The organism is Nocardioides pacificus, assembly GCF_054775955.1.
In genome coordinates this window covers 182,334-206,428 of record NZ_BAAHCI010000014.1, presented here as the reverse complement: position 1 = coordinate 206,428, position 24,095 = coordinate 182,334, and the positions used below count along the sequence as shown (strand labels likewise).

Below are 24,095 nucleotides of genomic sequence, written 5' to 3'. Positions count from 1 at the left end.
CCGCGGCGGGAAATGGCTGCCGTTTGGTCCCCAACGGCAGCCACTTCCTCCAAACCGGTCGTCTACGGCCGAGAGGCCCGCCGATTGGGCGGAGACTGCATGCCCAGGACGGAGATCCCTGCCGTTGGGGACCAAACGGCAGGGATCTCCGCCTCGTCAGACCCGGTCCAGCACCGAATCCCGCGCCTCGGCGTAGCGCTCCCGGATCGACGGCACCTGCTTCGCGGTGTACACCTGCGGCGTCCCGAGGTCCCACACGGGTGGCGACGCCTCGCCGGAGAGGGCCCAGGCGGCCTGGCGGGCGGCACCGTCGGCAACGGCCTCGGCGGTGGTCGGCACCAGTACGTCGCAGCCGAGCACCTGCGGAGCCGCGAGCCGCAGCGCCTCGGAGCGTGCGCCGCCGCCGACGAGCAGCACGCGACGTACGTCCGCGCCCTGCGCCCGGAGCGCATCGAGGCCGTCGGCCAGTCCGCACAGGACGCCCTCCACCGCGGCGCGGGCGAGGTGGGCCGGTGTGGACGTCCCGAGTGTCAGGCCGTGCAGCGAGCCGGTGGCGTCGGGTCGGTTGGGCGTGCGCTCGCCCTCGAGGTAGGGCACGAGCACCAGGCCGTCCGCACCCGGCGGCGCCTGCGCGGCCAGCTGGGACAGGCCGGCGTGGTCGACGCCCAGGAGGGTAGCCGCCGCGTCGAGCACGCGGGCGGCGTTGAGGGTGCACACCAGGGGGAGGAAGCGTCCCGTCGCGTCGGCGAACCCGGCGACCGTGCCGGTGGGATCCGTGGTGGCATGCTCGGAGACCACGCTGGCCACGCCCGACGTACCGACGCTCAGCACCACGTCCCCCACCTCGGCGGAGAGCCCCAGTGCAGCGGCCATGTTGTCCCCGGTGCCGGCGGCCACCAGGGCACCCGGTGCGAGAGCGCGGGCCGTCCCGGCGGCCTCCGACGGCCCGAGGACGCGGGGGAGTACGGCGTCGTGCCCGAGCGCCCGGCGCAGCAGCTCCGGCAGGTAGCGGTCGGTGCGCGGGTCGAACCAGCCGGTGCCGCTGGCGTCGCCGCGGTCGGTGGTCAGCTCGTCGAGGGAGCCGCCACCGCGCAGCCGCCAGGTCAGCCAGTCGTGGGGGAGGCACACCGCGGCCGTCCGGGCCGCGTTCGCCGGCTCGTGCTCGGCGACCCACCGGGCCTTGCTCACGGTGAACGAGGCGACCGGCACGAGCCCGGTGGCCTGCGCCCAGGCCTCGGCGCCCAGCTCGTCGACGAGCGCCTGTGCCTGAGGGGCGGAGCGCACGTCGTTCCACAGCAGGGCAGGGCGGACCACGCTGCCGTCGTCGGCGAGCCCGACGTAGCCGTGCTGCTGACCGCCGACGGCGATGGCAGCGACGTCATCGAGGCCCCCTGCGTCGGCGGCTGCGGCGTGGAGCGCCTCCTCCCAGGCTCGAGGATCGACCTCGGTGCCGGCGGGGTGCGCGGCTCGACCGTGACGGACCAGCGCCCCGGTCTCAGCATCGCGCACCACCACCGTGCAGGACTGCGTCGAGGAGTCGATCCCCGCGACGAGTCGCCCCGTGTCTGCCCTCTGGGGCGACTCGTGTGTGGGCATGATCAGCGGGCGCCGAGCACGTGCTCGATGGCCAGCTGCTCCAGACGCACGGCGCCCACGGCGCGTGCCCCGGAGGTCTCGGCGTCGAAGTCCTCGAAGGCCGAGCGGTCGCTGAGCAGCTCGCGCCAGGTCTCACCCTCACCGAGTGTCGGCTTGTTCAGCCCGGCGACCTGCGCCAGCTCGAGAGCCTCGATGACCTCCGGGTCGGCGCGGAAGGCGGCTGCCCGCTCGCGCAGCAGGAGGTAGGTGCGCATGTTGGCGGCCGCGCTCTCCCAGACGCCGTCGACGTTCTCCGTTCGCAGCGGCTTGTAGTCGAAGTGCCGGGGCCCGTCGTACCCGCCGTTCTCGAGCAGGTCGACGAGGAAGAACGCGTTGACGACGTCGCCGTGACCGAAGATCAGGTCCTGGTCGAACTTGATGCCGCGCTGGCCGTTGAGGTCGATGTGGAAGAGCTTGCCCTGCCACAGCGCCTGGGCGATGCCGTGCACGAAGTTGAGCCCGGCCATCTGCTCGTGCCCGACCTCGGGGTTCACTCCGACCCGGTCGGCGTGCTCGAGCGTCGAGATGAAGGCGAGCGCGTGGCCGAGGGTCGGCAGCAGGATGTCGCCGCGCGGCTCGTTGGGCTTGGGCTCGAGCGCGAAGCGGATGTCGTAGCCCTGGTCCAGGGAGTACTGCATCAGCGTGTCCAGGCCCTCGCGCATCCGGTCGAGCGCGGCGCGCACGTCCTTGGCGCCCTCGGTCTCGGAGCCCTCGCGGCCGCCCCAGAAGACGTACGTCGACGCGCCCAGCTCGGCGGCCAGGTCCAGGTTGCGCATCACCTTGCGCATCGCGAAGCGACGCACCGACCGGTCGTTGGCGGTGAGCGCACCCTCCTTGAAGACAGGGTGGGTGAAGAGGTTGGTGGTGGCCATCGGGACTATCAGCCCGGTCTCGTTGAGCGCCTTGCGGAACGCCGTGACGCGGCGCTCGCGTTCGGACTCGTCGCTGCCGAAGGGGATCAGGTCGTCGTCGTGGAAGGTCACGCCGTAGGCGCCAAGCTCGGCGAGGCGGTGCACCGCCTCCACCGGGTCCATCGCCGGACGGGTGGCGTCACCGAACGGGTCGCGAGCGGTCCAGCCGACGGTCCAGAGACCGAAGCTGAACTTGTCGTCGCGCGTGGGGGTCAGGTCGACGGGCACGGGAGCCTCCGCTGAAGTTTGATCGAGTTTGTCTATGACTTGGACTAACTAGCAAGTTACGCTCCGTTGCGTGGCCGGTCAAGCATCCTCACTGCGCTCGAGCAACACTGCTGCGCTCGTGAGCGAGCTGCGTGCCTCCGGCCCCGTGTCGCGCGCCGATCTGGCGCGGAGCACGGGGCTCGCCAAGCAGACCGTGTCGACGATCGTCGGGCAGCTGATCCGCGACGGGGTGGCCCGTGAGGTGGGTCTGGGAGCGCCGGACCGGACCGGTGGACGCCCGGCGACGCTGCTCGAGTATGCCGCCGACCGGGCGTTCGTCGCCGGGGTCGAGCTCGGCGTGGGGCGGACCCGGGTCGTGCTCGCGGATGCCCTCGGCGCGCCGGTCGGCGAGCGTGACGTGGTGGGGCTGCCGGTCGGTCGCCGTACGCCGCCGGCCGCGGTGCTCGACGGCGTGCTCGACGCTCTGGTCGAGCTGACCGACGGCCCCGGCGCCCCGGGCCGTCTGCGCTCGGTCGGTGTCAGCGTCACCGGCCTGGTGCAGCCGTCGACGGGAACGTGCGTGCTCGCCCCCAACCTGGGCTGGCACAACGTCCCGGTGGCGGCCCTGCTCGACGAGCGGCTGCGAGATCGCGGCTGGGCTGTTCCGGTACAGGTGCGCGGCGCGGCTCAGGCCGCGCTCATCGCCGAGCACCGTGAGGGCGCCGCCGCGGGGGTCGACGACGTCGTGCTGCTGTTCGAGGACGAGGGAGTGGGGGCCGCGGCCATCGAGGGGGGTCGCCTCCTCGAGGGAGTCGACGGCACGGCGGCGGAGCTGGGGCACTGCACCTGGCCCGGTGGCGATCTGCGGTGCGGATGTGGACGTCGAGGCTGCGTGGAGACCCTGGCCTCAGGACCCGCCCTTCGGCGCAGCATCGAGCGCGCTAGCGGGCGGCGGATCCGTCTCCCCGCCGGCACCCCCACCCTCGAGGCCCTGGCGGCGCTGGAGCCCTCGCGGATCCGGGACCCCGCTCGTGAGGCAGGGGAGATCCTCGGCGTGGCCGCCTCCTGGTTGGTGGCGTTGACGGCCCCTCGTCTCGTCCTCCTCTCCGGTGCCTTGGTCGGGGCACCGACGGCGTACCGCCACGGTGTCGAGGCCGTGCTCGGACGTCCAGCGCTCGACGGCGGGCCGGCGGTGCGCGTGGCCGACGGCGCTCTCGGGCATGACGCTTCCCTGCGCGGCGCGATCCTGCTCGCCCTCGACGCAGCCCGGGCCGCTCACCTCACGTAGCGGCCCACGGCGCCCTGTCGGTCGCCGTTTGGTCCCCAACGGCATGCATTTCCGGCCGTTCGCATGCAGTTTCTGCCCGAACGACGAGGCCTCTTCCTCGTCCGAGACAGAGATCGACCAGCCCGCTCGCGTCGGACTCACGTCGTACGACGACAGCCGTCGGCGCCCGACCATCCCGGGCACCGACGGCGACCGGCGCGGGGCGGCGCGTCGAACGTCATGGATTGGGCAGAAACAGCATGTGGATGCCCGAAATCAGTGCCGTTGGGGACCAAACGGCAGGGGGCAGGGTAGGGGGGCAGGGGGTGGGCGGCGGTCAGGCGCTGAGGCGCTCGCCGGAGACGCTGTCGAAGACGTGCACGTCCCGAGGGTCGGTGGTGACGTGCATGGTCTCGCCCTTCTGCGGATGGTCACGCCCGGCGACCCGGATGATGATGGTGCTCGGCGTGCCCCCGACGTCGCAGGTGCCGTAGACGTACGCGTCCGCACCGAGGTCCTCGACCACGGTGACCCGGACGGGCAGGCCGCCCTGGTCCGGACCCAGGACGCGCCAGGCGCCGGGTCGGACGCCGACGGTGATGTCCCCACGCATCCGCTGGGCGGCGGCGGGGTCCACCGGGACGAGGTAGTCGCCGATCTTCGCCTGTCCGTCCTCGGCCTTGGCCTCCATCAGGTTCATCTGGGGGGAGCCGATGAAGCCCGCCACGAACAGGTTGACGGGCCGGTCGTAGAGCGCGAGAGGGCTGTCGACCTGCTGGAGCAGCCCGTCCTTCATGACGGCGACCCGGTCGCCCATCGTCATCGCCTCGACCTGGTCGTGGGTGACGTAGACGGTGGTGACGCCGAGCTCCGCCTGGAGCTTGGCGATGTCGGTGCGGGTGTGGACGCGCATCTTCGCGTCGAGGTTGGACAGTGGCTCGTCCATGCAGAACACCTGGGGCTGCCGCACGATCGCGCGGCCCATGGCGACGCGCTGCCGCTGGCCTCCGGACAGCGCCTTCGGCTTGCGGTCGAGGTAGTCGGTGAGGCCGAGCATGCGTGCGGCCTCCTGCATCCGACGGGTCCGCTCCGCGCTGGGCACCTTGGCCATCTTCAGCGCGAACGTCATGTTCTCGGCCACCGTCATGTGCGGATAGAGCGCGTAGTTCTGGAACACCATCGCGATGTCCCGGTCCTTGGGGGAGACATGGGTGACCTCGCGGTCGCCGATGAAGATCCGCCCCTCGTTGACCTCCTCGAGGCCGGCGAGCATGCGCAGGGTGGTGGACTTCCCGCAGCCGGAGGGCCCCACGAGCACCATGAACTCGCCGTCGCGGACCTCGAGGTCGATGCCGCGTACGGCGGGCTCATCGGCCCCGGGGAACCAGCGCTGCGCCTTCTCGAATCTGACTGTTGCCATCGTGACCAGCTCCTTCACCGGCAGGTACGTGCCGGACGCTCCGAAGTGAAGAATCTCGATCAGCGTAGGGCGGGCCGGCGGTCCGGGCAATGACTTGTAGAACGATTTCGAAATCGATATCCAAATCAGGCGGTTTCGCGCCCTCACGGTCTAGACGGCTGCTGGTCAGGCGGGAGGGCAAGACCGGTGGAGCCCCAACTCTGCCGAGACCGCCTCGCAGGCGAGCACCGCGCACACGCTGTTGCCATGACCTACCCTGCTCGGGTGCGGACTGCGTGGGTGTGCGTCGGACTGCTCGGGGGCTGCCTGTCCGTGCCGAGCGCGTTCTCTGCGCCAGCTGGGGAGTCCCAGCGACCATCGTTCTCCCGGGCCGTCCTGACTGCCGACCACACGACACTGCGCGTCCGTGGTGACCGGCGCAGGCTGGTCGTCCGGGCCACCGGGACCGGCGAGTTCTGGAACCGCCGCGAGCTGATCAGCTTGACCGGGGCCTCGACCTCGCGCAACCAGACCTCGTGCGCGACGTGGGCGCGGAGCTCGGACCCGATGGCCCAGGAGGGCGTCGCCGTCCGGATCCAGAGCCGGCCCCGGAGGGTCCGGGCCGTCACGGTCACCAAGAACACCATCCACGGCATGCACGGTGTCTTCAACGTGATGACATGGGACACCGCCCGCAGCGGGGAGCCGTGGCGGTCCGTCGCCCAGTTCGACCTGTCCGCCGTGGTCGCTGCGGACGGTCACGTCCTACCGCTGCCGTGGCGCGTGTGCGTGCGCGTGGTCGGCCGCTCTCTCTCGTTCAAGGTCTGGCTGCCGGCCGAGACCAGCGAGCCCTCCTGGCGCAACCGGACGCACGTGCGGCAGGTGCGGCTCCCTCGTGGGTACGTCGCGGCAGGCAAGGCCGGCTGGTACGTCGGGCACGTGCCGGGCGGTGGCTCGGTCGTCTACCGAGGGCTCGTCACTCGCTAGCGACGACGCTGCCCAGCGCGGCCAGCACGTGGCCGCGTGCCTCGCGGTCGAGCGAGGCCAGTGAGTCGTCGATGAGGTGGCGGTAGAACTCCTTCTCGGCCGCGAAGGCACGCTCGCCGACAGGGGTGAGGGTGAGCACGACCGTCCGCCGGTCCGTGGGGTGGGCGTGGCGCTCGATGTAGCCGTCTCGTTCGAGCCGGTCGGCGAGGCTGGTCAGGGTGGACGGCGAGAGTCGGAGGGCCTTGCGGACGGCGAGGATCGAGGCCTCGCCGTTGAGTCCGAGTTGTTGGATCAGCATCCGAGCGCGCAGGTCGAGGGCCGACGTCGGTCGAGCCCGGTGCTCGGTCTCGATGACGTGCACCAGGCGCATGAGTGCCTCGATCTCGCGCTCGGTCGCTCCGTCGTCGTTCGTGGCCATGGCCTAGACCCTACTGATCCTCCGCTGGTCAGGGACGCGAGACCGGGCCGAGGATGCGGTCGATCGACGGGCTGCCGAAGAGACCGTCGGGGTCCATCGACGCGCGCAGCGTCTGGAAGTCGTCCCAGCGGGGATAGAGCCCGCGGAGCTCGGAGGCATCGAGGGTGTGCCACTTGCCCCAGTGTGGTCGGCCGCCGAGGGCCACGGCTGCCCGTTGCGCCTGCTGCCAGGCGGAGTCGACGTCGACGCCGGGATGGATGGCGGCGCCGATGCAAGCCGTCGGGCGACCGTAGGTCGGGTGCAGCCAGGCCGTCTCGGCGGGCGCGATCCGGGTCTCGCAGGGGAAGGCGTACGGCAGCCGCGCGTCCTCGATGCTGCTCATCAGTGCGCGCACGCTGTCGGAGGCGCTCTCGAGCGGGACACCGAACTCCCAGGCGTCGTGACGCACGAACAGCGGCCGCAGGAAGACCTTGTCGTAGGTGTCGACGGTCGTCTCCGGCTTGATGCCGCGGGCGAACGCACGGCTCAGTGACGGCACCATCCGCGGCGCGCGGCGGGCCACCATGCCCATCGCGTTCAGCCCGTGGTTGACCTTGACGACGTCGCGGAACCACTCGCCGAGCGCGGTGGGCTTGTCCACCGGGTCGCTCGTGCGCTCGGCGGTCCACATCAGTACCTGGTCGATGTAGGGCATGAAGTAGAGCCCGACGTGGCCGGTCTCGGGCGGGTCCGCGAGCAGCGCGAAGGCCTGCTCACGCGTGATGACGGCGTCCGAGCGCCGCAGGTTGTAGGCGGGCACCGCCTGGATGGTCACCGCGATGATGATGCCGAGCGCTCCCAGGCTGACGCGGGCGCCGTCCCACAGGTCGCCGCCGTCCTCGGCGCTGCACCGGACGACCGAGCCGTCGGCCAGCATCAGCTCCAGCGCGACCACCTGCGAGGCGAAGGCCGGCATCCGCAGGCCGGTGCCGTGGGTGCCGGTCGACAGGGCGCCGCCGATCGACTGGTGATCGATGTCGCCCATGTTGGCGAACGCCCAGTCGTGGCGAGCCAGCTCGCCGCGGATCTCGCGCAGTGTCGCACCGCCCTGGACCGTCAGCTGTGTGGCGGCGGTGTCCACGTGCAGCACCCGGTTCAGGTGGCGCAGGGAGACCTGGGTCTCCGGAGCGATGGCGACGTCGTTGTAGGAGTGGCCGCTGCCGACCACGCGGACGTGCGAGCCCTCCGCGGCGGCCTCCGTCAGCACCCGGCGCAGAGCGTCCAGGTCGGCGGGGGCGACGGCGCGCTGGGGACGCACGCTGACGCGCTGGGAGAAGTTCGTCCAGGTGCCGTCCGCGGAGACCTCTGCACCGGCCGGGCGACGAGTGCTCATCATTTATTCCTTAACTCGTAATGTCTCTTGTTCGTAACTTCCGAGAAGCATATGATGCGTGTCACGGACAATATGGCGGCGCTCACACCACGTCAACCGTTCCGCCACGAGTGACGACACCGACCAAGGAGCACGCATGGGCGTGATGATTGTGAATCCGACGAGCTTCGAGGCGGCCCCTCAGTCCGTCCCACGGCTCACCGTCGAGGGACTTGCGGGCCTGACCGTCGGATTCCTCAGCAACAGCAAGACCAACGCCGACAAGGTGCTCGAGGGCGTGGCCTCGGGCCTGCTCCAGCGCCACGGCATCGCCCCGCGTCTGTACGCCAAGCGGGTGCCGTCGATCGGCGCGACCGACCAACTGCTCGACCAGGTCGCCGACGAGTGCGACGCCGCCGTCGTCGCGATGCTGGACTGCGGCTCGTGCGCCTCGTGGGCCATCGCCGACATGGTCGCGCTCGCCCATCGCGGGCTGCCCGTGTGCGGCATGGCCTCCACGCAGTTCGAGGGCTTCTCCAAGCAGGTGCTCGCGATCCAGGGGGCAGAGGCGCTCGGTCTCTCCGTGGTCGCGCACCCGATCGGCGGCATCGCGCCGCAGGAGGCGTTCGACCGAGTCACCACCGCAGCCCTGGACGCCGTCGTGGCGGCCCTGACCGGGAAGAAGGAAGCATGAGCACCACCACGCCCCAGGACCTGATCGAGATCGCCGACGCCGGCGACGAGGTGACCGCCGCCGAGAGGCTGCTGCAGTGGGGGTGGACCGACGGTCTTCCCGTCGTCGTCCCCACGCCGGAGCGGGTGGAGCGGTTCCTGGCGGCGGCGACCCGCGACCCCGACGCCCCGCTGGGCACGATCGCACCCCGCGGAGGCGAGCTGACCATGCGCGGCCTGGCCGCCAACGCCGTCATGGCGGGCTGCCTCCCTGAGTACATGCCGGTGCTCGAGGCGGCCATCGTCGGGATGCAGCAACCGGACTTCAACCTCTACGGCATGCAGATGACGACCCACCCCTGCGCGCTGATGGTCGTCGTGCAGGGTCCGATCACCGGCGCGCTGGGGATCAGCGGCGGCGCCGGCTGCATGGGGTCGGGCCATCGCGCCAACGGCACGATCGGGCGTGCCGTCCGACTGGTCGCGATGAACATCGGCGGCGCCCGCCCCGGCGAGGGCGAGGGGGAGGGGGACATCGACCGCGCCACCCAGGGCACACCTGCGAAGTGGTCGTTCTGCTTCGCGGAGAACCAGACCGAGAGCCCGTGGTCGTCGTACGCCGCGGACCTGGCCTGGGACCACGACCCGGCGGACAACGTGGTCACCGTCGCCGCTGTCGAAGGGCCGCACAACATCAACGACCACCAGTCCAGCACCGGTGAGAACCTGCTGAGGACCATGGCGGCGACGATGTCGGTGCCCGGCGCGAACACGATCTACCGCGGTGGCGACCAGTTCATCGCCCTCGGACCGGAGCACGCCCGGGTCCTCGCCGACTCCGGGCTGGACCGGCGCGGCGCACAGGAGTTCCTCTTCGAGCACGCTCGGGTCGACGCCACCCGCGTCGGCAGGGAGAAGCTCGAGGAGGCCAGCCTCTGGGGCGGCTACCGGCTCAAGCTGGAGGAGTGGGGCCACCGGGTGCCGATCGCCCGGGCGCCTGAGGACATCCGGCTGATCGTGGCCGGCGGCACCGGCAAGCACTCCGCCTGGATGCCGACCTTCGCTGCCATGTGGAGCCAGACCGTCCGCCTGCCCCGCAGCTCCGGCGACGCCTTCGAGGTCGCCCCGCTCAACGAGACCGCGAGCTGGTCCAACGACCTGGAGGCTGAGTGAGCGGCGCGAGCCTCTGGGCGAACGCCCCGGCCGCTCCGCAGCTCCCCGTCGACGAGCCGGTCGACGCGGTCGTCGTCGGGGGCGGACCGGCCGGCTACACGGCCGCGATCTACCTGGCACGCGCCTGCGCGAGCCCGGTCGTGGTGGCGGGGACGTCGGCCGGCGGGCAGCTGATGGACACGGCCGTCGTGGAGAACTTCCCGGGGTTCCCCCAGGGCATCGACGGCCCGGAGCTGATGGCGCGGATGCGCGAGCAGTCCGAGAACGCCGGTGCGCGCGTCTTCACCCTCGACGCCGAGCACCTCCGGCTCGCGTCGGACGGCGGCCTCCACGAGGTCGTCACGCCCAGCGGCACGCTGCGCGCCCGCTCCCTCGTCCTGGCGACCGGTGCCGCGCCCTTGCGATTGGGCCTGCCCAACGAGGCCGAGCTCGGCGGCGGCAACGGCGTCGCCTACTGCGCGATCTGCGAGGCCCCACTGTTCAAGGGCCGCGAGGTCGCGGTGGTCGGCGGCGGCGACAGCGCGATGGAGGAGGTGCTGGCCGTCTCGCAGTACGCGCGACGCGTGCACCTGATCCACCGTCGCGGGCGGTTCCGGTGCAGCCCGGTCATGCTCGAGCGGGTGCGGGCGCGACCCAACGTCGTCGTGCACACGAACGCAACGGTCAGCGATCTGCACGCCGATTCGAACGGGCGCCTGGAGGCAGTGTCGGTCACCACGGACGGCGTTGCCCCCCAGGAGCTGCGGGTGCAGGGGCTCTTCGTCGCCATCGGGCACACGCCCCGCTCCGAGCTCGTCGACGGGGCGCTCGGGCTGACCACGTCGAAGCACGTCCACGTCACCGGTCCGGGCGGGGCGACGGATGTCCCCGGCGTGTTCGTCGCCGGCGACGTCGCCGACGACCGGTTCCGGCAGGCCGTCACCGCGGCGGGCGCCGGGTGCGCCGCCGCCCTCGAGACCCAGCGCTACTTGGAGGACACCCATGTCTGACCAGCCCACCGGACCCCTGCAGGGCGTCCGCGTCGTCGACCTCTCCCGGGTGGTGATGGGGCCGTTCGCCACCCAGGTCCTCGCCGACCAGGGCGCCGACGTCGTGATGATCGAGGCCGCCGGCGGAGACACCAACCGCGTCATGGGCCCCGGCCCCACCGCAGGGCTCTCGGGGATCGCCCTCAACCTGTTGCGCAACAAGCGCTCGGTCTCCCTCGACCTCAAGTCCCCGGAGCAGGCAGCCGTGGTGCGCCGGCTCGTCGCTGAGGCGGACGTCGTCGTGGCGACCATGCTGCCGCGATCGCTGCGCGGACTCGGCCTGGACTACGACAGCGTCAAGGAGCTCAACCCAGACGTCGTCTACTGCCAGGCCCAGGGCTGGGCGCTCGGCTCTGGAGACGAGGACCGTCCCGCGTACGACGACATCATCCAGGCCGCCGTGGGCGTCGGGGACATGATGGACCGCGTGGCCGGGGAGCCGAGCCTGCTGCCGACGATCCTGGCCGACAAGGTCTGCGGGCTGGCGATCGCGCAGGCCGTCACCGCCGCCCTCTTCCACAGGTCGCGCACCGGGCAGGGCCAGCACGTCGAGGTGCCCATGGTGCAGGCGATGACGGCGTTCATGCTCGCCGAGCACGGCGCCGGTGCGATCCCGGAGCCGCCGACGCCGCAGGGCGACGCGCCGGCGACCGGCTACCCGCGGGTGATGACGCCGGAGCGACGCCCTCAGCGGACGAAGGACGGCTGGATCCAGATCCTGCCCTACCACCCGGGCCACTTCCTGAAGATCTTCGTCGACGTCGGCGAGACCCAGCTGCTCGACGACCCGCGCTTCTCGTCGCTGGCCGAGGCGATCAAGCACGCCCACGAGCTCTACCCGCTGTTCCGCGCGGTGGTGCCGCGGCGTACGACGCAGGAGTGGCTGGACTTCTGCCGCCGCGAGTCGATCCCCGCCGTACCCATGGTGACCCTGCAGGACCTCGTGGACGGGCTGCCGCTCGCCGAGCACCCCGTCGCGGGGAGCTACCGCGTCCTGCCGCAGCTGGCCAACTTCTCCGCCACCCCGGCGAACGTACGCCGCCCGGCCCCGACGGTCGGGGAGCACACCGAGCAGGCCCTCGCGGGTGGCTCGGTCTGGGACGACGAGAGGACCCTGGCATGAGGCTGACCGCCACCGAGCTCTCGCCCGCCGAGCGCGAGCTGCAGCAGGAGGTCCGCACGTGGCTCGACGAGAGACTGCCCGCCGGCGGCTATCCCGTCGGCCTCGGCATGATCGGCGCCGTCGACCCGCAGTTCTCCCGCGACCTGGGGGCGCAGGGCTGGCTCGGGATGGCGCTGCCGACCGAGTTCGGCGGACGCGGGCGTACGGCGGTCGAGCGGCTGGTCGTCGTGGAGGAGCTGCTTGCCCGGGGTGCCCCGGTCGGCTACCACTGGATCGCCGACCGGCAGTCCGGTCCGTCGATCGCGCTGCACGGGACCGAGGAGCAGAAGCACGAGTTCCTGCCGCGCATCGCGGCCGGCGAGGTGATGTTCGCGATCGGCATGTCGGAGCCCGATGCCGGCTCCGACCTCGCGTCGCTCAAGGCCAAGGCGGTCCGCTCCGAGCGTGCGGGCGAGGTCGGCTGGGTGATCAGCGGCAGCAAGATCTGGACCTCGGGCGCGCACCTGGCCGACTACATCCTCGGCCTCTTCCGCACCGATGAGGACAAGCACAGCGGGCTCACGCAGTTCATCATCGAGCGGCCCTCACCGGGCCTCACGGTCGAGCCGATCACCTTCATCGACGGCGAGGACCACTTCTGCCTCGTCACCTTCGACGAGGTGTTCGTGCCCGACTCGCGCCGACTGGGCGAGGTGGGCTGGGGCTGGATGCAGAACCAGGACGAGCTCGTGCTCGAGCGGGGCGGCGTGGACCGCTGGATGTCCGCGATGCCGGTGCTCGAGCAGTGGGTGAGGCGCGAGCAGGCGTCAGGCGATGCGCGGCTGAAGGCAGACCTGGCCGGCATCCTGACGCGCTGCTGGGCCTTCCACGGGATGTCGCTGTCGCTGGCCCGGATGGTCGACGCCGGCCAGCTGCCCATGACCGAGGCCGCCCTGGTCAAGGACATGGCGACCCGCTTCGAGCAGGAGTGCATCGAGATCGTGGTGCGTCACCTGGGGCGGATGCCTGATCCCGCCTCCGAGGACACCTACGAGGCGCTGCTTGCCACCGCGGTCCTCACCAAGCCGTCGTGGACCCTGCGGGGCGGCACCACCGAGATCCTCCACAACCTGATCGCGAAGGAGCTCCGCAAATGAGCGACCTCCAGGACCTCGTCACCCGGCTCTTCACCGACCATGTCAGCCATGAGCTGGTGGTCGAGGCGGAGCGGACCTCGCTGCTCACCGACCTGTGGGGGAGGGTCGCCGAGATCGGCCTCCCGTGGGTCGGCATCGACGAGACCGCCGGCGGCCAAGGTGGCTTGCTCGACGACCTGCTGACGGTGCTGCGCGCGTCGGGGCAGCACGCCGTACCCCTGCCGCTGCTCGAGACCCACCTCGCGGCCTGGGCCGTGTCGTCCTCGGGCGGTCGGGTCGACGGCACCGCGCCGTGGTCGGTCGCGCCGCCGCAGGACGGGCTCGTCGTCAAGGAGGGCCGCGCCTCCGGCACCCTGCGCGACGTCGCCTGGGGAGGGTCGGTCGAGCGTGTCGTCGCGGTGGTCGGTGACCAGGTCGTGCTCCTGGACCCGGCGACAGCGCACGTGGTCGCGGGTCGCGACATCGCCGGCCAGCCGCGCGACGCCCTCACGTTCGAGGACGCCTCGGCGCAGGTGATGCCCGGCGCCGTCAGCGCAGACCTGCTCGCGCAGCGAGGCGCGGCGCTCCGAGCCGTCCAGATGGCCGGGGCGATGCAGGCCGTCTATGACCTCACCAACCGCTACGTCTATGAGCGCGAGCAGTTCGGGCGGCCGGTCGGGACCTTCCAGGCCGTCCGGCGGCACCTGGTCTTCCTGGCCCAGATGGCGGTGATGACGCGGGTGTCGGCCGAGCGTGCGGCAGCCGCGCTGGAGAGCGGCGAGGATGCCTCGTTCGCCGCGGCGGCAGCGAAGCTGGTGGCCGACCAGAACGCGGCGGTCAGCATCGCCTCGGGCCACCAGGCGCACGGCGCGATCGGCATGACGCGGGAGTACGCCCTGCAGGACCACACACGCCGGCTCAACGCCTGGCGCGGTGACTGGGGCACCGAGTCCGGGCTCGGCGAGCGCATCGGCGCTGCTGCCCTCGCCGCCGGCGAGGTGGCCCGGCTCGCCACCGACCAGGGAGCGCTGACGCTGTGAGCGACGAGATGACCGACGCGATGACTGACGCCGTGACGCTCATGCGCGAGGGCCATGTCGCTGTCGTCGAGATGCACCGGCCACCGGCGAACTTCTTCGATCGCGACCTGCTCGGAGCGATCGCGGACGCGGGGGAGCAGGCCCAGGAGGAGGGGGCGCGAGCGATCGTGCTCTGCTCGGAGGGCAAGCACTTCTGCGCCGGTGCGAGTCTCTCGGGCGGCAGCGGCGAGGTGTCGCCGCGGGAGGCCGCGGCCGCGGTCTACGCCCAGGCCCGTCGGGTGTTCGCACTGGAGATCCCGATCGTGGCCGCCGTCCAGGGCGCTGCCGTCGGCGGCGGGCTGGGGCTGGCCTGTGCGGCGGACTTCCGTGTCGCGTCGTCCACCTCCCGCTTCGAGGCCAACTTCGCCCGGCTCGGGTTCCACCCCGGTTTCGCGCTCAGCGTCACGCTGCCCCGGATCGTCGGCTCGTCGCACGCGGCTCACATGCTGCTGAGCGGCTGCCGGGTCGGTGGCGAGCGCGCTGTCGCGGTCGGGCTCGTCGACCAGCTCGTCGATCCGGGAGATGAGCGGGCCGCTGCGCTCGAGCTGGCCGGAGAGCTCGCCACCGCCGCCCCGCTCGCCGTTCGGTCGATCCGGGCGACCCTTCGTCGTGCGCTCCTCGACGGTCTCGAGGCCGCGATGGCACACGAGCTCGACCAGCAAGAAGCGCTCTGGCAGACCGAGGACGCCGCCATCGGCATCACCGCGTCGCTGGAGCGACGCGAACCCACCTTCCGGGGGCGCTGACCCGATCCGGGTCTCCTCGGCGCCACCTCACGACCTCAACCCAAGGAGCATCAGATGACCCAGCGTGTAGTGATCAGCGGCCTGGCCGACGGCATGGGGCGCCAGACAGCGCTGCTGCTCGCCGCCAAGGGCGTGTCCATCGCCGGCTTCGACCTCGACGAGGCAGGCCTGAAGTCCCTGGCCGATGAGCTCGACGAACTCGGCGTCCAGCATCACCTCTTGCCGCTCGACATCCGTGACCGCGCGGGAGTGCGGACGTTCGGCGAGGGAGTGCTGGCGAAGTTCGGCCACGTCGACACGGTGATGTCCAACGTCGGTGTGCCGTTCTTCGGACCGCTCGAGGAGGTCGATCTCGACGCCGCACTGCGCGCCTTCGAGATCAACGTCATCGGGGCGGCGGCGCTGTTCCAGGCCTTCATCCCGAGCATGCGCGAGCGGCGCTCCGGGAAGCTCGTCGCCGTCGCCTCCCTCGTCGGCCGGGTGCCCTTCCCGTTCGAGTCCATCTACTCCTCGACGAAGTTCGCCCTCGAGGGCATGGTGCAGTCCTTCAAGTTCGAGCTCGAGCCGTTCGGCATCAAGGTGGCGCTCATCGAGCCTGCCCAGGTGTCGACGGGCTTCGCGAAGAAGTCGCTCAAGCTGCCCGACCCGAGCTCGCCGTACTTCGAGCGGGCCAACAGGTTCATCAAGCGCGACAACGAGCTGGTCGAGTCGGCCACCACTCCCGCGGTCGCCGCGGCGCGGATGGCGGAGGTCGTCCTCGCCGAGAAGCCGAAGCTCTTCAACCAGGTCGACACGATGAGCTCGATCTTCTTCTTCCTCAACCAGCACCTGCCCACCCGAGCTCGCGACGCGATCCTGGTGCGGCACATGCGGATCAAGGAGCCCAAGGCCTAGCCGCGGCTCGGCCGACTCCCGCGGCACGGGCTTGACCTGACGTAGGACGGCGGCATGCCCGACGACCTGGCGGCGCTGCTCGACGAGTGGTTCCTCAGCCTGGTCCCGGTCGGGCGCGACCTGATGCGCCTGCTCGAGGAGCGCGGTTGGAGCGGCTGGACCCGGCTGGAGCGGACGAGGAGCTGACGGACACGGTTCCTCAGGGGGCCGGCGGAACGGTCGCCGGCCCAAGGTCTGCACGGACTCGATCACCAGGGGCGGCGCGTCACCTACGACACCAGGCTGGTGCCCCTCGGCATCGCTGGGCCGGACCTGCTCGGCCTGTCGCTGCCTGCACGCCTGAGCGAAGCGTCGCGTCACGATGCGCACAACGAGAAACGGCCCCTGATCCTGCGTTTCCGCAGGTCAGGAGCCGGATCTCGACAAGCTCGATCAGCGAGGTCGCTCAGATGTCGTAGTAGAGCTCGAACACCGCAGACGGTGTTGGGTGGTGCCGAGCATCTCGGGAAAACATGGTCTGACCTGGGCAAAAGCCGATCTCGCGCGATGGTCAATGTTGGCCGATTTCGGCCTCGAACGGATCTCCTGCGGAATCCCTGCGGAATCTCACACAGCCTCCGGTCATGCGACGAGCCGCATTCCGACGGTCCGTAGGGGCTGAACGGATCGGTCCCGGTGACGCAGCACATGGAGCGCCACGCCCGATCGTCCCAGTGTGGACGTTGGGTCCGACGATTCGCACGACCTCGTGTGATCCGAGGCCATGCCGCTCGTGTGCGACCCCTACGCTCAGTTGCCGTGAAACCACGGCTAAACGAAACTCAACACGCGGTGCTCCGCTGGCTCGCGGACGGTCAAGCTGACGGGGCGGCCACGAACCCGCAGCGACTGACCGCGCGGGCACTGTCGAACCGACGGCTGGTGAAGATCAAGGGACGTGGCCCGCGGTGGCATGCGGAGTTGACCGATGCGGGCCGCCATTACGTAGTCCACGGGGAGTATCCGCCCGGGCACTTCGGGCCGGAGCCCGCGCCAGCGCAGGAACGCGCCGGCGTTGCCGAACCCGCGGCGGCCGCAAGAGTCGCAGGCCGACCCAAGGCCAAGCAGCAGGCGGAGCCTGCGGTCGACCTCACGGTGGATTCACCGGCGGGCAAGCGTCGTAGCGGCGGGCGCCCTGTTGGGGACGCGTTGTTCACTGCGTCGCGAACGGACCCGTACGACGAGAAGGTGCTCGTGACGGTGAAGGAAGCGGCGTGGATGTTGAGCCTGCCGGAGCATGCCATCCGTCAGGCCGTGTCGTTCGGCGATCTCGATCGGGTGTTTATCGGTGAGGGCGGCAAGAACTACCGGATTGTCTACGGTTCGCTCCTGGCCTGGGTGAGCTCGATGCCACGGGAATCAGCCCGTGCCTCGTGGTGGCGATGATGCGGCCCGAGCATTGGGAGCCGCCGGATCCCCCGAAGCTGCTTGTGTCCGCGAAGCGCGTCGCCTTGGAACTCGACGTGCCGAGCTGGAAAGCAAACGAGATCTGCTGGTGCCTTGAACGAGTCTTCTACGCGCCGGGCCAGGCGCACTATCGAGTCACGAGGGCGTCGCTCGACGCGTTCAAGGAGCTGCTCGACCAGGGCTTGACCATCGCCGCTGCGCGAGCGGTGATGTGGCAGTTTCGGGAGCGCGGCGAACTTCCGCACGCCGATCTCGATCGCGAGGGAATGGACCACATCTACTGGATGTCCCGTCAGCGAAGGCGCTGGTAACGCCGTCTGACCGCCGTTGCCGACGTCGCTGATCTGGGAGAGGCTCGTCAGGTGAGTACTGCGCAAGATGTTGCGAACACCGACGGTTGTCCGGGCAGGCTTCTGCGGAGGGTGGCCGGCCCAGCCCGGCCACGTCGCGAGGTACTCGATGAAGTCGAGGCGTATGTCGCGGAGCGCAGGCAACACATTGATCCCGTGCTGGCGCCGCTCCTCTTGCCGGATCCGCGGAAGCTCTACCGGTGGAAGGTCGAACTCGAGTGCGGCCACGTCGACGAGGTGCTGACCATCGGACCCGATCGGTTCCCTGACGAACGCCGCCATCACGACAACCTCACCCAGACCAACCTGAACGCTGGCGAAATGTGGTGCCGCGACAAGAGCCATTGGGAGGAACCGAAGCCTTACCGCGACATCCGCGAGTGGGTGTCAAGCGATCTGGTCGACTTTGAAGCCGATCCAATCGAGCCAAAGGAAGGCTGGGCGCCAGACACCTGGAAGATCATTCGGCACGACAAGCCAACGAGTTCTCGGTTCTGGCGCGTGCTCCTTGCCTGCGGTCACCACTACGACCACGTCGTGACCGACGTCGACTGGACCCCAGATTCCGGACCGAAGACGGCGACGGTCAAGCGGGCACGCGAGATGAAGGCCGAAATGGAGGAGTACTGGGCGACCGATCCTGAGGCCTCACCGAAGTGCCAGATCGAGCGTGCCCACATGCGGAAGATGATCGAGTTCCGCTGGCCGAGGCCAACCCCGGAGCAGGCCTGCTGCGCATGTGCCCATGCGCGCCAGATCACCGGGTACCAGCGGATCGGATGGCTCATCCCGCCGCCCAAGCCGGCTAAGCCTGCCAAGTCGGAGCGGGAACTGCTCGAAGAGCAGGTCGCACGGGCGGAGACGGAGGCGCGACGGCTGCGGGCCCGGCTCGACGAGTTGGACTGATCGGAGCGCCAGAGGGGCCTCAGAGGGTTTGGTAATAGTCGCGAATGATCGCCGCCATGAGTCGGCGACGCTCGGCGAGGAACTCGTGGTAGGAGCCGGCGGTGACATCGGCGAGCATGGCTGGCACGGCGCTCTCGGTCAGGTTGCGGGCGAGGTCGTCTGCATCGGTGATCTCGCCGAGTGTCAGCGCCCCAGATTCGATCTGAGCATTCACCTGTGCCATATAGATCGCCGGCGGCTTGTTGCTGATGCTGATGTTGATCGACGTCTCGGTCAGGGCGAAGTTGGCGACCTGGTTGTAGTCGCCGCGGTCGGGATAGCCATTCTTCTGCAGGTAGTCCTTGGGGACGATGTGGTGGATGTCGCCCGACTGCTGGGTCATCGCCGCGACGGTGATGCCTTTGGAGAGGAATCCGCGGGAGTTGTTCGCGACCTGGGCAGCTAGGAAGGTCTGGAAGAAGGGGCTGACCGTGCTCGTCGTCTCCAAAGCGGCGGGAAGAGTGACGGCCCAGAAGGCGTCGGAGAGTTCGGACTCCTCGACCTGCTTGAGGTAGTTGGCAGCACCTTGCTCACCGATGCGGCGGATGTCTTGCTCCCAGGTGGACTCGAAGCTTCCGGAGTGTCGGCCGGTGAGCATCGACATCACGAACCAGCGCTTCACGATGCGCTTGCGCTCGCCCTCGCTCATGTCTTTGTCGTCTCGCAGGCGGAGATAGAGCGCGTAGGCGAAGTTGAGCGCGTTGCGGGAGTTCACCATGCCAGGACTGATGAAGCCCGCCGACTTGATGAGCATAAGGAAGTTGTCGAAGTGGAAGTTGTTGACGATCTTCAGGAGCGCCGCTTCGAGCTTGTCGTAGGCGACCGGAATGCGTTCCTCGTCAACCTTGCGGGTCTCCGGGTCGCGACCAGAGAGCTCACTCACGATGCTGGAGGCCTTGCCCCGGCTGAAGCCGACCAGCCCCGCGACGCGGATCACGTCGCTGTACTCAGGGTCGTAGAGGTCCTCGGCCTCGTCCTTCAACCAGCTGATCGCCTTGAGGTAACTGGTGGCCGCGAACTCGCCATCGTTCTCCTTGATGTCCGAGTAGGCGTGCGGCGCCACGGCGAGGTGGCAGAAGTAGTCGATGAGTTTCCGGAGGTTGCGGCCCCGGTCGCCGTACGTCGCGATCTTGCTCATCGCGAAGTCGGCGCTGCTCAGCGGGACGCCCTTGGAGTTGATCCGGATGAAGATCTCCGAGACAGTCTCGACGTCGAGGTCGTCGGCGAGGCTGATGATGCCGATCTGCGCGTTCTGGATCCGGCTGAGGTGGGCGAGGTTGGTCTCGAAGATCTTGGCGTCGACGTCGGGGTTGCGTTCGAGGTACTCGCGTGCGAAAGACAGCGGCGACTCGGAGTTGAAGTACTCGCTGATGTCGGCGATCCATTGTGGGTTCTTCCGGATCACCGGGGTCAGCGTCGCGAACTCCTCGGTGATCGGGTTGAAGGCGATCGTGATCCGGACGGACTTGTACCGCTTGTTGATCACCTTGAGGCCGGCGACGGCCGCCCTGAGCGCGGTGATGCGCTGCTGGCCGTCGATCAGGATCTGTTGGTGAGCGGCGACTTGGCCGCCCTTAAGCTTGGCGCCGACCGACTGCCAGGTGATCAGGTAGCCGACGGGGTAGCCCTTGTAGAGCGAGTCCATCAGGTCGCGGACCTTGACGCTGTCCCAGACGAACGGACGCTGGAGCTCCGGGATCGCGATCCGGTCGCTCTTCACGTCTGCCAACAACTGCGTGACAGCGGACTGCGTCACCGAGTACTTCGCCATTGCTGCTCCCTCGCTCGCTCGTGAGACACGCTAGCGGGATCCTCCGACACGCACCGGGCAATGGGTGCCGCGACATCCTCGGCCTACGAGGTTGCGTGCCTGACTAAGTCGACGGGCGTGCGCCGGGTGTCCTCGTCGCGGCGGCCGATCTCCTGCTCGGGCGGGATCGGCGCATGAAGCGTGGCGTCGATGACCGCCGCCCAATGGGTGCGCATCGGCTCGGGTACGTTCATCTCGGGCCACAGGTCGATGAGGAGAGCGGCGTCGAGGTAGAGGCGCAAGCTCCCCTCGTCGCCGTACGTGATGAGTCGCTCGTAGACGAGCTTGCGGTCGGCGCGGATCGACAGATCCCACCAGAACTTGTCGTTGTCCTCGTCGATCAGGTCGAAGAACTTGATCGTGCGGAAGCAAGCCGGCGCTTCGAGCCGCCATAGCCGGTCGGGGACGGTGAACGGGAATTGGAATCCCGGAGGCGTCGGGTGCTCGGTGAAGCTGACTCGAGGCTGGAGGGCGATGTTCCAGCCGGCGGCGTTCACGATGCGCTCGGCCACCGCGAGGCCGGGAGTCTTCTTGCCGCGCTCGTATGCCGAGAGCGTCGGTTGCGAGGTCCCGGAGAGGGAAGCGAGCTCGGCCTGGCCCAGCCCGCTCGCCAAGCGGGCTTCCTCGATCACCGTCTTCGGCTGAGGTCTCCAGTTCGCCACACCAGCATCGTACATATCCAGACAGATCTATTCTTCGCGATCTGGGAGTGCCTGCACACCTACCTGTCGCCCACCCCTGGGCCAACAGGAAGGAGCAGCGTGATGAGCGTTGCGAAGTGCCTGGGCGTCGATGACCTCGACGTCCCGAACATGCAGGAAGTACGCGCCGAGTGGCCTCGCTGGCAGGACATTGAGCGGGCGCTGAGCGGCGTCGACCACATCGCGGTGCTGCCGCGATGGATGAAGCAGGCAAAGCCCGCCGAGCGGGACGCCGTGCTCGCGGGGCTTTATCGCGTGGCCATGAACGATCGGCGTGCGTACGTCGCACTGGCTTGGCTGCTGGTGCCCGGCGCCTCGCTGGTCGCGGGCCGCCTGCGCAGGCTCTCAGAAGTGATCGACGAGGTCGTCGCCGGCCAACTGTGGATCCAGATCTGCGAGCACGACCCGGCCGACGACAGGTACGTCGCGACGACGATCCTCAGGCGTGTTGAGCGCGAGTCCATGGCCGAGCTCGGCTTGGGCGAGCTGGCCAAGCGTCGCGATCCCACGTGGGCGAGCTCGGTCCTCATCGAGCGGTACGACGAGACGATCCCGGCCGAGGAACCGGACGCTGAGGAGCCACGGGAGCAACTCATCGAGCTCCTGCGACGGGCTCTCAGCTCAGGAGCGCTTTCCGACCAGGACCGCGACTTGCTCCTGGACCTGGCTCTCGCAGCCAACCTTGCGGATGCACCCCTTCGGCGTGGCAGGGCTGGGCTGACCACGCCGTCGGTCGCCCAGTTGGTCAGTGAGGATCACGCGCTCGCGGCCCGGACGATCCGCCGCCACGCAGCGGATGCGCTCGACAGGCTCGGGGAGGTCGCCTGTCAAGGCGGGCTGGCACTCTGACGACTGGCCTCAGGCCCAGGACAGCGTCTCGTGCGACCATGTCTTGCCGCCAGCATCGCCGGAGAGCGCGGGGTCGATGAGCCGCTTCGCGAGATCGGCGGCGAGGTCCACGGTGCGATATTCGACGCAGTGGGGGACAGGCTTGCTCAGCTTCGCGTAGCGGGCTCCCCACGTGGCTGGGACCACGAAGTGATCGAACGGCTCCATCTGACGTCGGTGTGCCTCGGTGACGATGGCGACGCGCAGTGCGGCGCCGTCAATGTCTTGGGTGGTTGCGAATACGACGAGGTCGACGAGGTCCTTCTCCCGGCTCGACGTGCGTTCGTTGTACTTGGTCATGGTCGCGCAGACCTTGTCGGCGATCTGATCGACGACGGGGTAGAGGCGGTACTCGTGGCTGACCAGCTTCGGCAGTGGCAGCGCGTTGGCCGGCTCGACGGTGGTCACCTCGGCGGTGGCGCCCGCGCCGACCGAGAGGTCCACGTTCAGGATCTTCCTGCTACGACCACCGATGAAGATCTCGAATGCCACCGCGTATCCCTCGATGTAGGGCTGCCCCTCGCCGCCGATCGACTTCTCGTGGCGGACGTACTGGAACACGAAGTGATCGCTGAGGTCGGTGGCTGCCAGCCGACGAAGGTCTTCGAGCGCCTCGTCGAGGGTGTAGCCCTTGCGATAGAGGTCGACGTCGCGGGTAGTCCGGCCCGAGGGCACGCGAGCAAGTACGCCGGTGCCGCCTTTAAGCACCCACTCCGATTCCTCGCCCTCGGAGAAGATGCGACTGAGGAAGCGGTTGAAGTGCTCTAGCCGGATTCGCTCGTTGGTGTCGAGTGACGGGTCGGCTGCCGCGGCCTTCTTCGCGGCCTCCTTGATGGCCGCCTCGACGCCGGCGGCGGTTGGGTAGCCCTCGATGTCAGGCACTGCCGGCCCTCCGCTGCGCGGCTAGGGCAAGGGCGAGTGTCTCCGGCTTGATCGCAATGCTCTCGTTGAGCGACTGCGCCCAGCCCTTGGTGAGTTCCTTCATCACATCGCCGCTCACGACGAGCTCGGACATCTGCTTGGCGAGATCATCGAATATCGGCTTCGCCATCGACGCGAGCATCTGCTTCGAGGCGGCGTTGATCTGCTCAAGCTGCGGACCGAGCGTGCGCTCAAGTGTCTCGGCGAGCCCGGCCTGGATCGCGAGCATTGCCTCCTCCATCCTGGGCGTCACGCGGATGCGGTCGAGATCATCCTTCCGGAGGCGTCCGACAAAGTCGGCGGCGACCAGTGCGCCAAGAGATGTGTCCGTGGCGACGCGATGGGCGAGGGCGTCGATGTCGATTCCCGCGATTTCCATCAGCCGATCCAGCAGTGCGCCGCCATCCCCCCTCCTGAACCCGTCACGTGCGGCCAGGGGAGCGAGCAGTTCCCGAAGCCGTGGGAGGTCGAGCAGGCGTTTGGTGGATGCGTCCCGCAGTGCGTCAGCAACGAGGCTGAGGTCCTGGAGATCCTCGACCAGGTCGGCAACTGTGCGTTCCATCGTCATGACCGGCAGCCCTTCCACCAGCATGACGTCGCGCGGGTCCAGGGTGCGCTGTCGGTAACGGATGGCGCTGCGCTGGCTCTGGCGGCGGGCGGGGGAGACGAACTCGTGCCGCAGGGCGCGGAAGTCACCGATGCCGTGCAGGTCGGCGGCGGACTCTCCTGCCACGACGACACCGTTGGTGAGGTCCTTGATGCGCGCCTCGCCCATCGCCTTTGGATCGGTGCTGAGCCAGGCTGCCTTCAGGTCGTCATACGGGCCCGCGGGAGCGCCGGCGTCCTTGTAGACCCCGTGAGCGAGGCGTTCTAGCTGGCCGTCGGCGGCGAGTCGCGAGAGGTCGAGGCGCGTGATGCCGTGCATGCTGGCTTGAGCCGAGGTCACCATGCCCCACTGGTAGGCGGTGACCTCAGCGAGCATACGGAGGGCATCCTTCGACTTCATGCTTGGAGTGTATCTTCCAATTA

24 protein-coding genes are annotated in these 24,095 nt (G+C 69.4%); 15 read left to right on the top strand and 9 right to left on the bottom strand.

Features of this window, described 5'->3' with window-relative positions; all coding sequences use genetic code 11:
• Nucleotides 1-156: 156 nt before the first annotated feature.
• Nucleotides 157-1,596 (bottom strand): xylulokinase, encoded by a 1,440-nt coding sequence (gene xylB, locus ACYU7L_RS17345; RefSeq protein WP_460799237.1) that lies wholly within the window; start codon nt 1,594-1,596, stop codon nt 157-159.
• A gap of 2 nt (nt 1,597-1,598) precedes the next feature.
• Nucleotides 1,599-2,774 (bottom strand): xylose isomerase, encoded by a 1,176-nt coding sequence (gene xylA, locus ACYU7L_RS17340; protein ID WP_460799234.1) that lies wholly within the window; start codon nt 2,772-2,774, stop codon nt 1,599-1,601.
• A 70-nt stretch (nt 2,775-2,844) separates the two neighbouring features.
• Here xylA and ACYU7L_RS17335 point away from each other — a divergent pair, with 70 nt between their 5' ends.
• Nucleotides 2,845-4,041, top strand: coding sequence for an ROK family protein (locus tag ACYU7L_RS17335; protein WP_460799231.1), 1,197 nt, complete (start codon nt 2,845-2,847; stop codon nt 4,039-4,041).
• A gap of 316 nt (nt 4,042-4,357) precedes the next feature.
• Here the strand turns inward: ACYU7L_RS17335 and ACYU7L_RS17330 are convergent, their stop codons facing one another.
• Nucleotides 4,358-5,440, bottom strand: a complete 1,083-nt coding sequence (locus ACYU7L_RS17330) for an ABC transporter ATP-binding protein (RefSeq protein WP_460799230.1) — start codon at nt 5,438-5,440, stop codon at nt 4,358-4,360.
• A gap of 246 nt (nt 5,441-5,686) precedes the next feature.
• On the opposite strand from ACYU7L_RS17330, the gene ACYU7L_RS17325 reads away from it, so the two are divergent.
• The gene (locus tag ACYU7L_RS17325) at nt 5,687-6,406 is read left to right on the top strand and encodes a hypothetical protein (protein WP_460799228.1); all 720 of its coding nucleotides are present in this window, start codon (nt 5,687-5,689) and stop codon (nt 6,404-6,406) included.
• Here ACYU7L_RS17325 and ACYU7L_RS17320 read toward each other — a convergent pair.
• Together ACYU7L_RS17320 and ACYU7L_RS17315 are read right to left on the bottom strand one after the other, a co-directional pair.
• Nucleotides 6,396-6,824, bottom strand: coding sequence for a MarR family winged helix-turn-helix transcriptional regulator (locus ACYU7L_RS17320; protein ID WP_460799226.1), 429 nt, complete (start codon nt 6,822-6,824; stop codon nt 6,396-6,398). The genes ACYU7L_RS17325 and ACYU7L_RS17320 overlap by 11 nt on opposite strands.
• Nucleotides 6,825-6,852: 28 nt before the next feature.
• A complete protein-coding gene (locus tag ACYU7L_RS17315) occupies nt 6,853-8,196 on the bottom strand; it encodes a D-arabinono-1,4-lactone oxidase (protein ID WP_460799224.1) in 1,344 nt (447 codons plus the stop codon).
• 136 nt (nt 8,197-8,332) lie between these two features.
• Here ACYU7L_RS17315 and ACYU7L_RS17310 point away from each other — a divergent pair, with 136 nt between their 5' ends.
• From ACYU7L_RS17310 to ACYU7L_RS17255, 12 genes are all read left to right on the top strand, one after another.
• Nucleotides 8,333-8,869, top strand: a complete 537-nt coding sequence (locus ACYU7L_RS17310) for a UGSC family (seleno)protein (RefSeq protein WP_460799222.1) — start codon at nt 8,333-8,335, stop codon at nt 8,867-8,869.
• On the top strand, nt 8,866-10,020 hold the full coding sequence (locus ACYU7L_RS17305) for a hypothetical protein (RefSeq protein WP_460799220.1): 1,155 nt from the start codon (nt 8,866-8,868) through the stop codon (nt 10,018-10,020). The genes ACYU7L_RS17310 and ACYU7L_RS17305 overlap by 4 nt, the downstream gene beginning before the upstream one ends.
• A complete protein-coding gene (locus ACYU7L_RS17300) occupies nt 10,017-11,009 on the top strand; it encodes an NAD(P)/FAD-dependent oxidoreductase (protein ID WP_460799216.1) in 993 nt (330 codons plus the stop codon). The genes ACYU7L_RS17305 and ACYU7L_RS17300 overlap by 4 nt, the downstream gene beginning before the upstream one ends.
• Nucleotides 11,002-12,171 carry a CaiB/BaiF CoA transferase family protein gene (locus ACYU7L_RS17295; RefSeq protein ID WP_460799213.1) on the top strand — a complete coding sequence of 390 codons (1,170 nt, stop codon included), beginning with the start codon at nt 11,002-11,004 and terminating at the stop codon, nt 12,169-12,171. The genes ACYU7L_RS17300 and ACYU7L_RS17295 overlap by 8 nt, the downstream gene beginning before the upstream one ends.
• Nucleotides 12,168-13,307, top strand: a complete 1,140-nt coding sequence (locus ACYU7L_RS17290; RefSeq protein ID WP_460799210.1) for an acyl-CoA dehydrogenase family protein — start codon at nt 12,168-12,170, stop codon at nt 13,305-13,307. The genes ACYU7L_RS17295 and ACYU7L_RS17290 overlap by 4 nt, the downstream gene beginning before the upstream one ends.
• Entirely contained in the window at nt 13,304-14,326 is a 1,023-nt protein-coding gene (locus ACYU7L_RS17285) for an acyl-CoA dehydrogenase family protein (protein ID WP_460799207.1), read from the top strand. Before ACYU7L_RS17290 ends, ACYU7L_RS17285 begins: the two co-directional genes overlap by 4 nt.
• 20 nt (nt 14,327-14,346) lie before the next feature.
• Nucleotides 14,347-15,111, top strand: a complete 765-nt coding sequence (locus tag ACYU7L_RS17280) for an enoyl-CoA hydratase/isomerase family protein (RefSeq protein ID WP_460799205.1) — start codon at nt 14,347-14,349, stop codon at nt 15,109-15,111.
• Between the two features lie 54 nt (nt 15,112-15,165).
• The gene (locus tag ACYU7L_RS17275) at nt 15,166-16,005 is read left to right on the top strand and encodes an SDR family NAD(P)-dependent oxidoreductase (RefSeq protein WP_460799203.1); all 840 of its coding nucleotides are present in this window, start codon (nt 15,166-15,168) and stop codon (nt 16,003-16,005) included.
• A 54-nt stretch (nt 16,006-16,059) separates the two neighbouring features.
• A complete protein-coding gene (locus ACYU7L_RS17270; protein WP_460799199.1) occupies nt 16,060-16,191 on the top strand; it encodes a hypothetical protein in 132 nt (43 codons plus the stop codon).
• Nucleotides 16,192-16,836: 645 nt separating this feature from the next.
• A complete protein-coding gene (locus ACYU7L_RS17265) occupies nt 16,837-17,430 on the top strand; it encodes an excisionase (protein WP_460799195.1) in 594 nt (197 codons plus the stop codon).
• Nucleotides 17,418-17,762, top strand: coding sequence for a hypothetical protein (locus ACYU7L_RS17260; protein ID WP_460799193.1), 345 nt, complete (start codon nt 17,418-17,420; stop codon nt 17,760-17,762). The genes ACYU7L_RS17265 and ACYU7L_RS17260 overlap by 13 nt, the downstream gene beginning before the upstream one ends.
• A 195-nt stretch (nt 17,763-17,957) precedes the next feature.
• Nucleotides 17,958-18,707 (top strand): hypothetical protein, encoded by a 750-nt coding sequence (locus ACYU7L_RS17255; protein ID WP_460799189.1) that lies wholly within the window; start codon nt 17,958-17,960, stop codon nt 18,705-18,707.
• 19 nt (nt 18,708-18,726) lie between these two features.
• Here the strand turns inward: ACYU7L_RS17255 and ACYU7L_RS17250 are convergent, their stop codons facing one another.
• Nucleotides 18,727-20,517, bottom strand: coding sequence for a GmrSD restriction endonuclease domain-containing protein (locus ACYU7L_RS17250; protein WP_460799187.1), 1,791 nt, complete (start codon nt 20,515-20,517; stop codon nt 18,727-18,729).
• A gap of 83 nt (nt 20,518-20,600) precedes the next feature.
• Nucleotides 20,601-21,188: a helix-turn-helix domain-containing protein gene (locus ACYU7L_RS17245; protein WP_460799184.1), complete on the bottom strand. Its 588-nt coding sequence runs from the start codon at nt 21,186-21,188 to the stop codon at nt 20,601-20,603.
• 132 nt (nt 21,189-21,320) lie between these two features.
• Between ACYU7L_RS17245 and ACYU7L_RS17240 the strand changes: the two genes are divergently transcribed.
• Nucleotides 21,321-22,106 (top strand): hypothetical protein, encoded by a 786-nt coding sequence (locus ACYU7L_RS17240; RefSeq protein WP_460799182.1) that lies wholly within the window; start codon nt 21,321-21,323, stop codon nt 22,104-22,106.
• Between the two features lie 9 nt (nt 22,107-22,115).
• On the opposite strand, the gene ACYU7L_RS17235 is transcribed toward ACYU7L_RS17240, so the two are convergent.
• Both ACYU7L_RS17235 and ACYU7L_RS17230 read right to left on the bottom strand, forming a co-directional pair.
• Complete coding sequence (locus tag ACYU7L_RS17235; protein ID WP_460799179.1) at nt 22,116-23,027, bottom strand: nucleotidyl transferase AbiEii/AbiGii toxin family protein; 912 nt, start codon at nt 23,025-23,027, stop codon at nt 22,116-22,118.
• Nucleotides 23,020-24,072 carry a type IV toxin-antitoxin system AbiEi family antitoxin domain-containing protein gene (locus ACYU7L_RS17230; RefSeq protein ID WP_460799175.1) on the bottom strand — a complete coding sequence of 351 codons (1,053 nt, stop codon included), beginning with the start codon at nt 24,070-24,072 and terminating at the stop codon, nt 23,020-23,022. The genes ACYU7L_RS17235 and ACYU7L_RS17230 overlap by 8 nt, the downstream gene beginning before the upstream one ends.
• Nucleotides 24,073-24,095 lie beyond the last annotated feature (23 nt).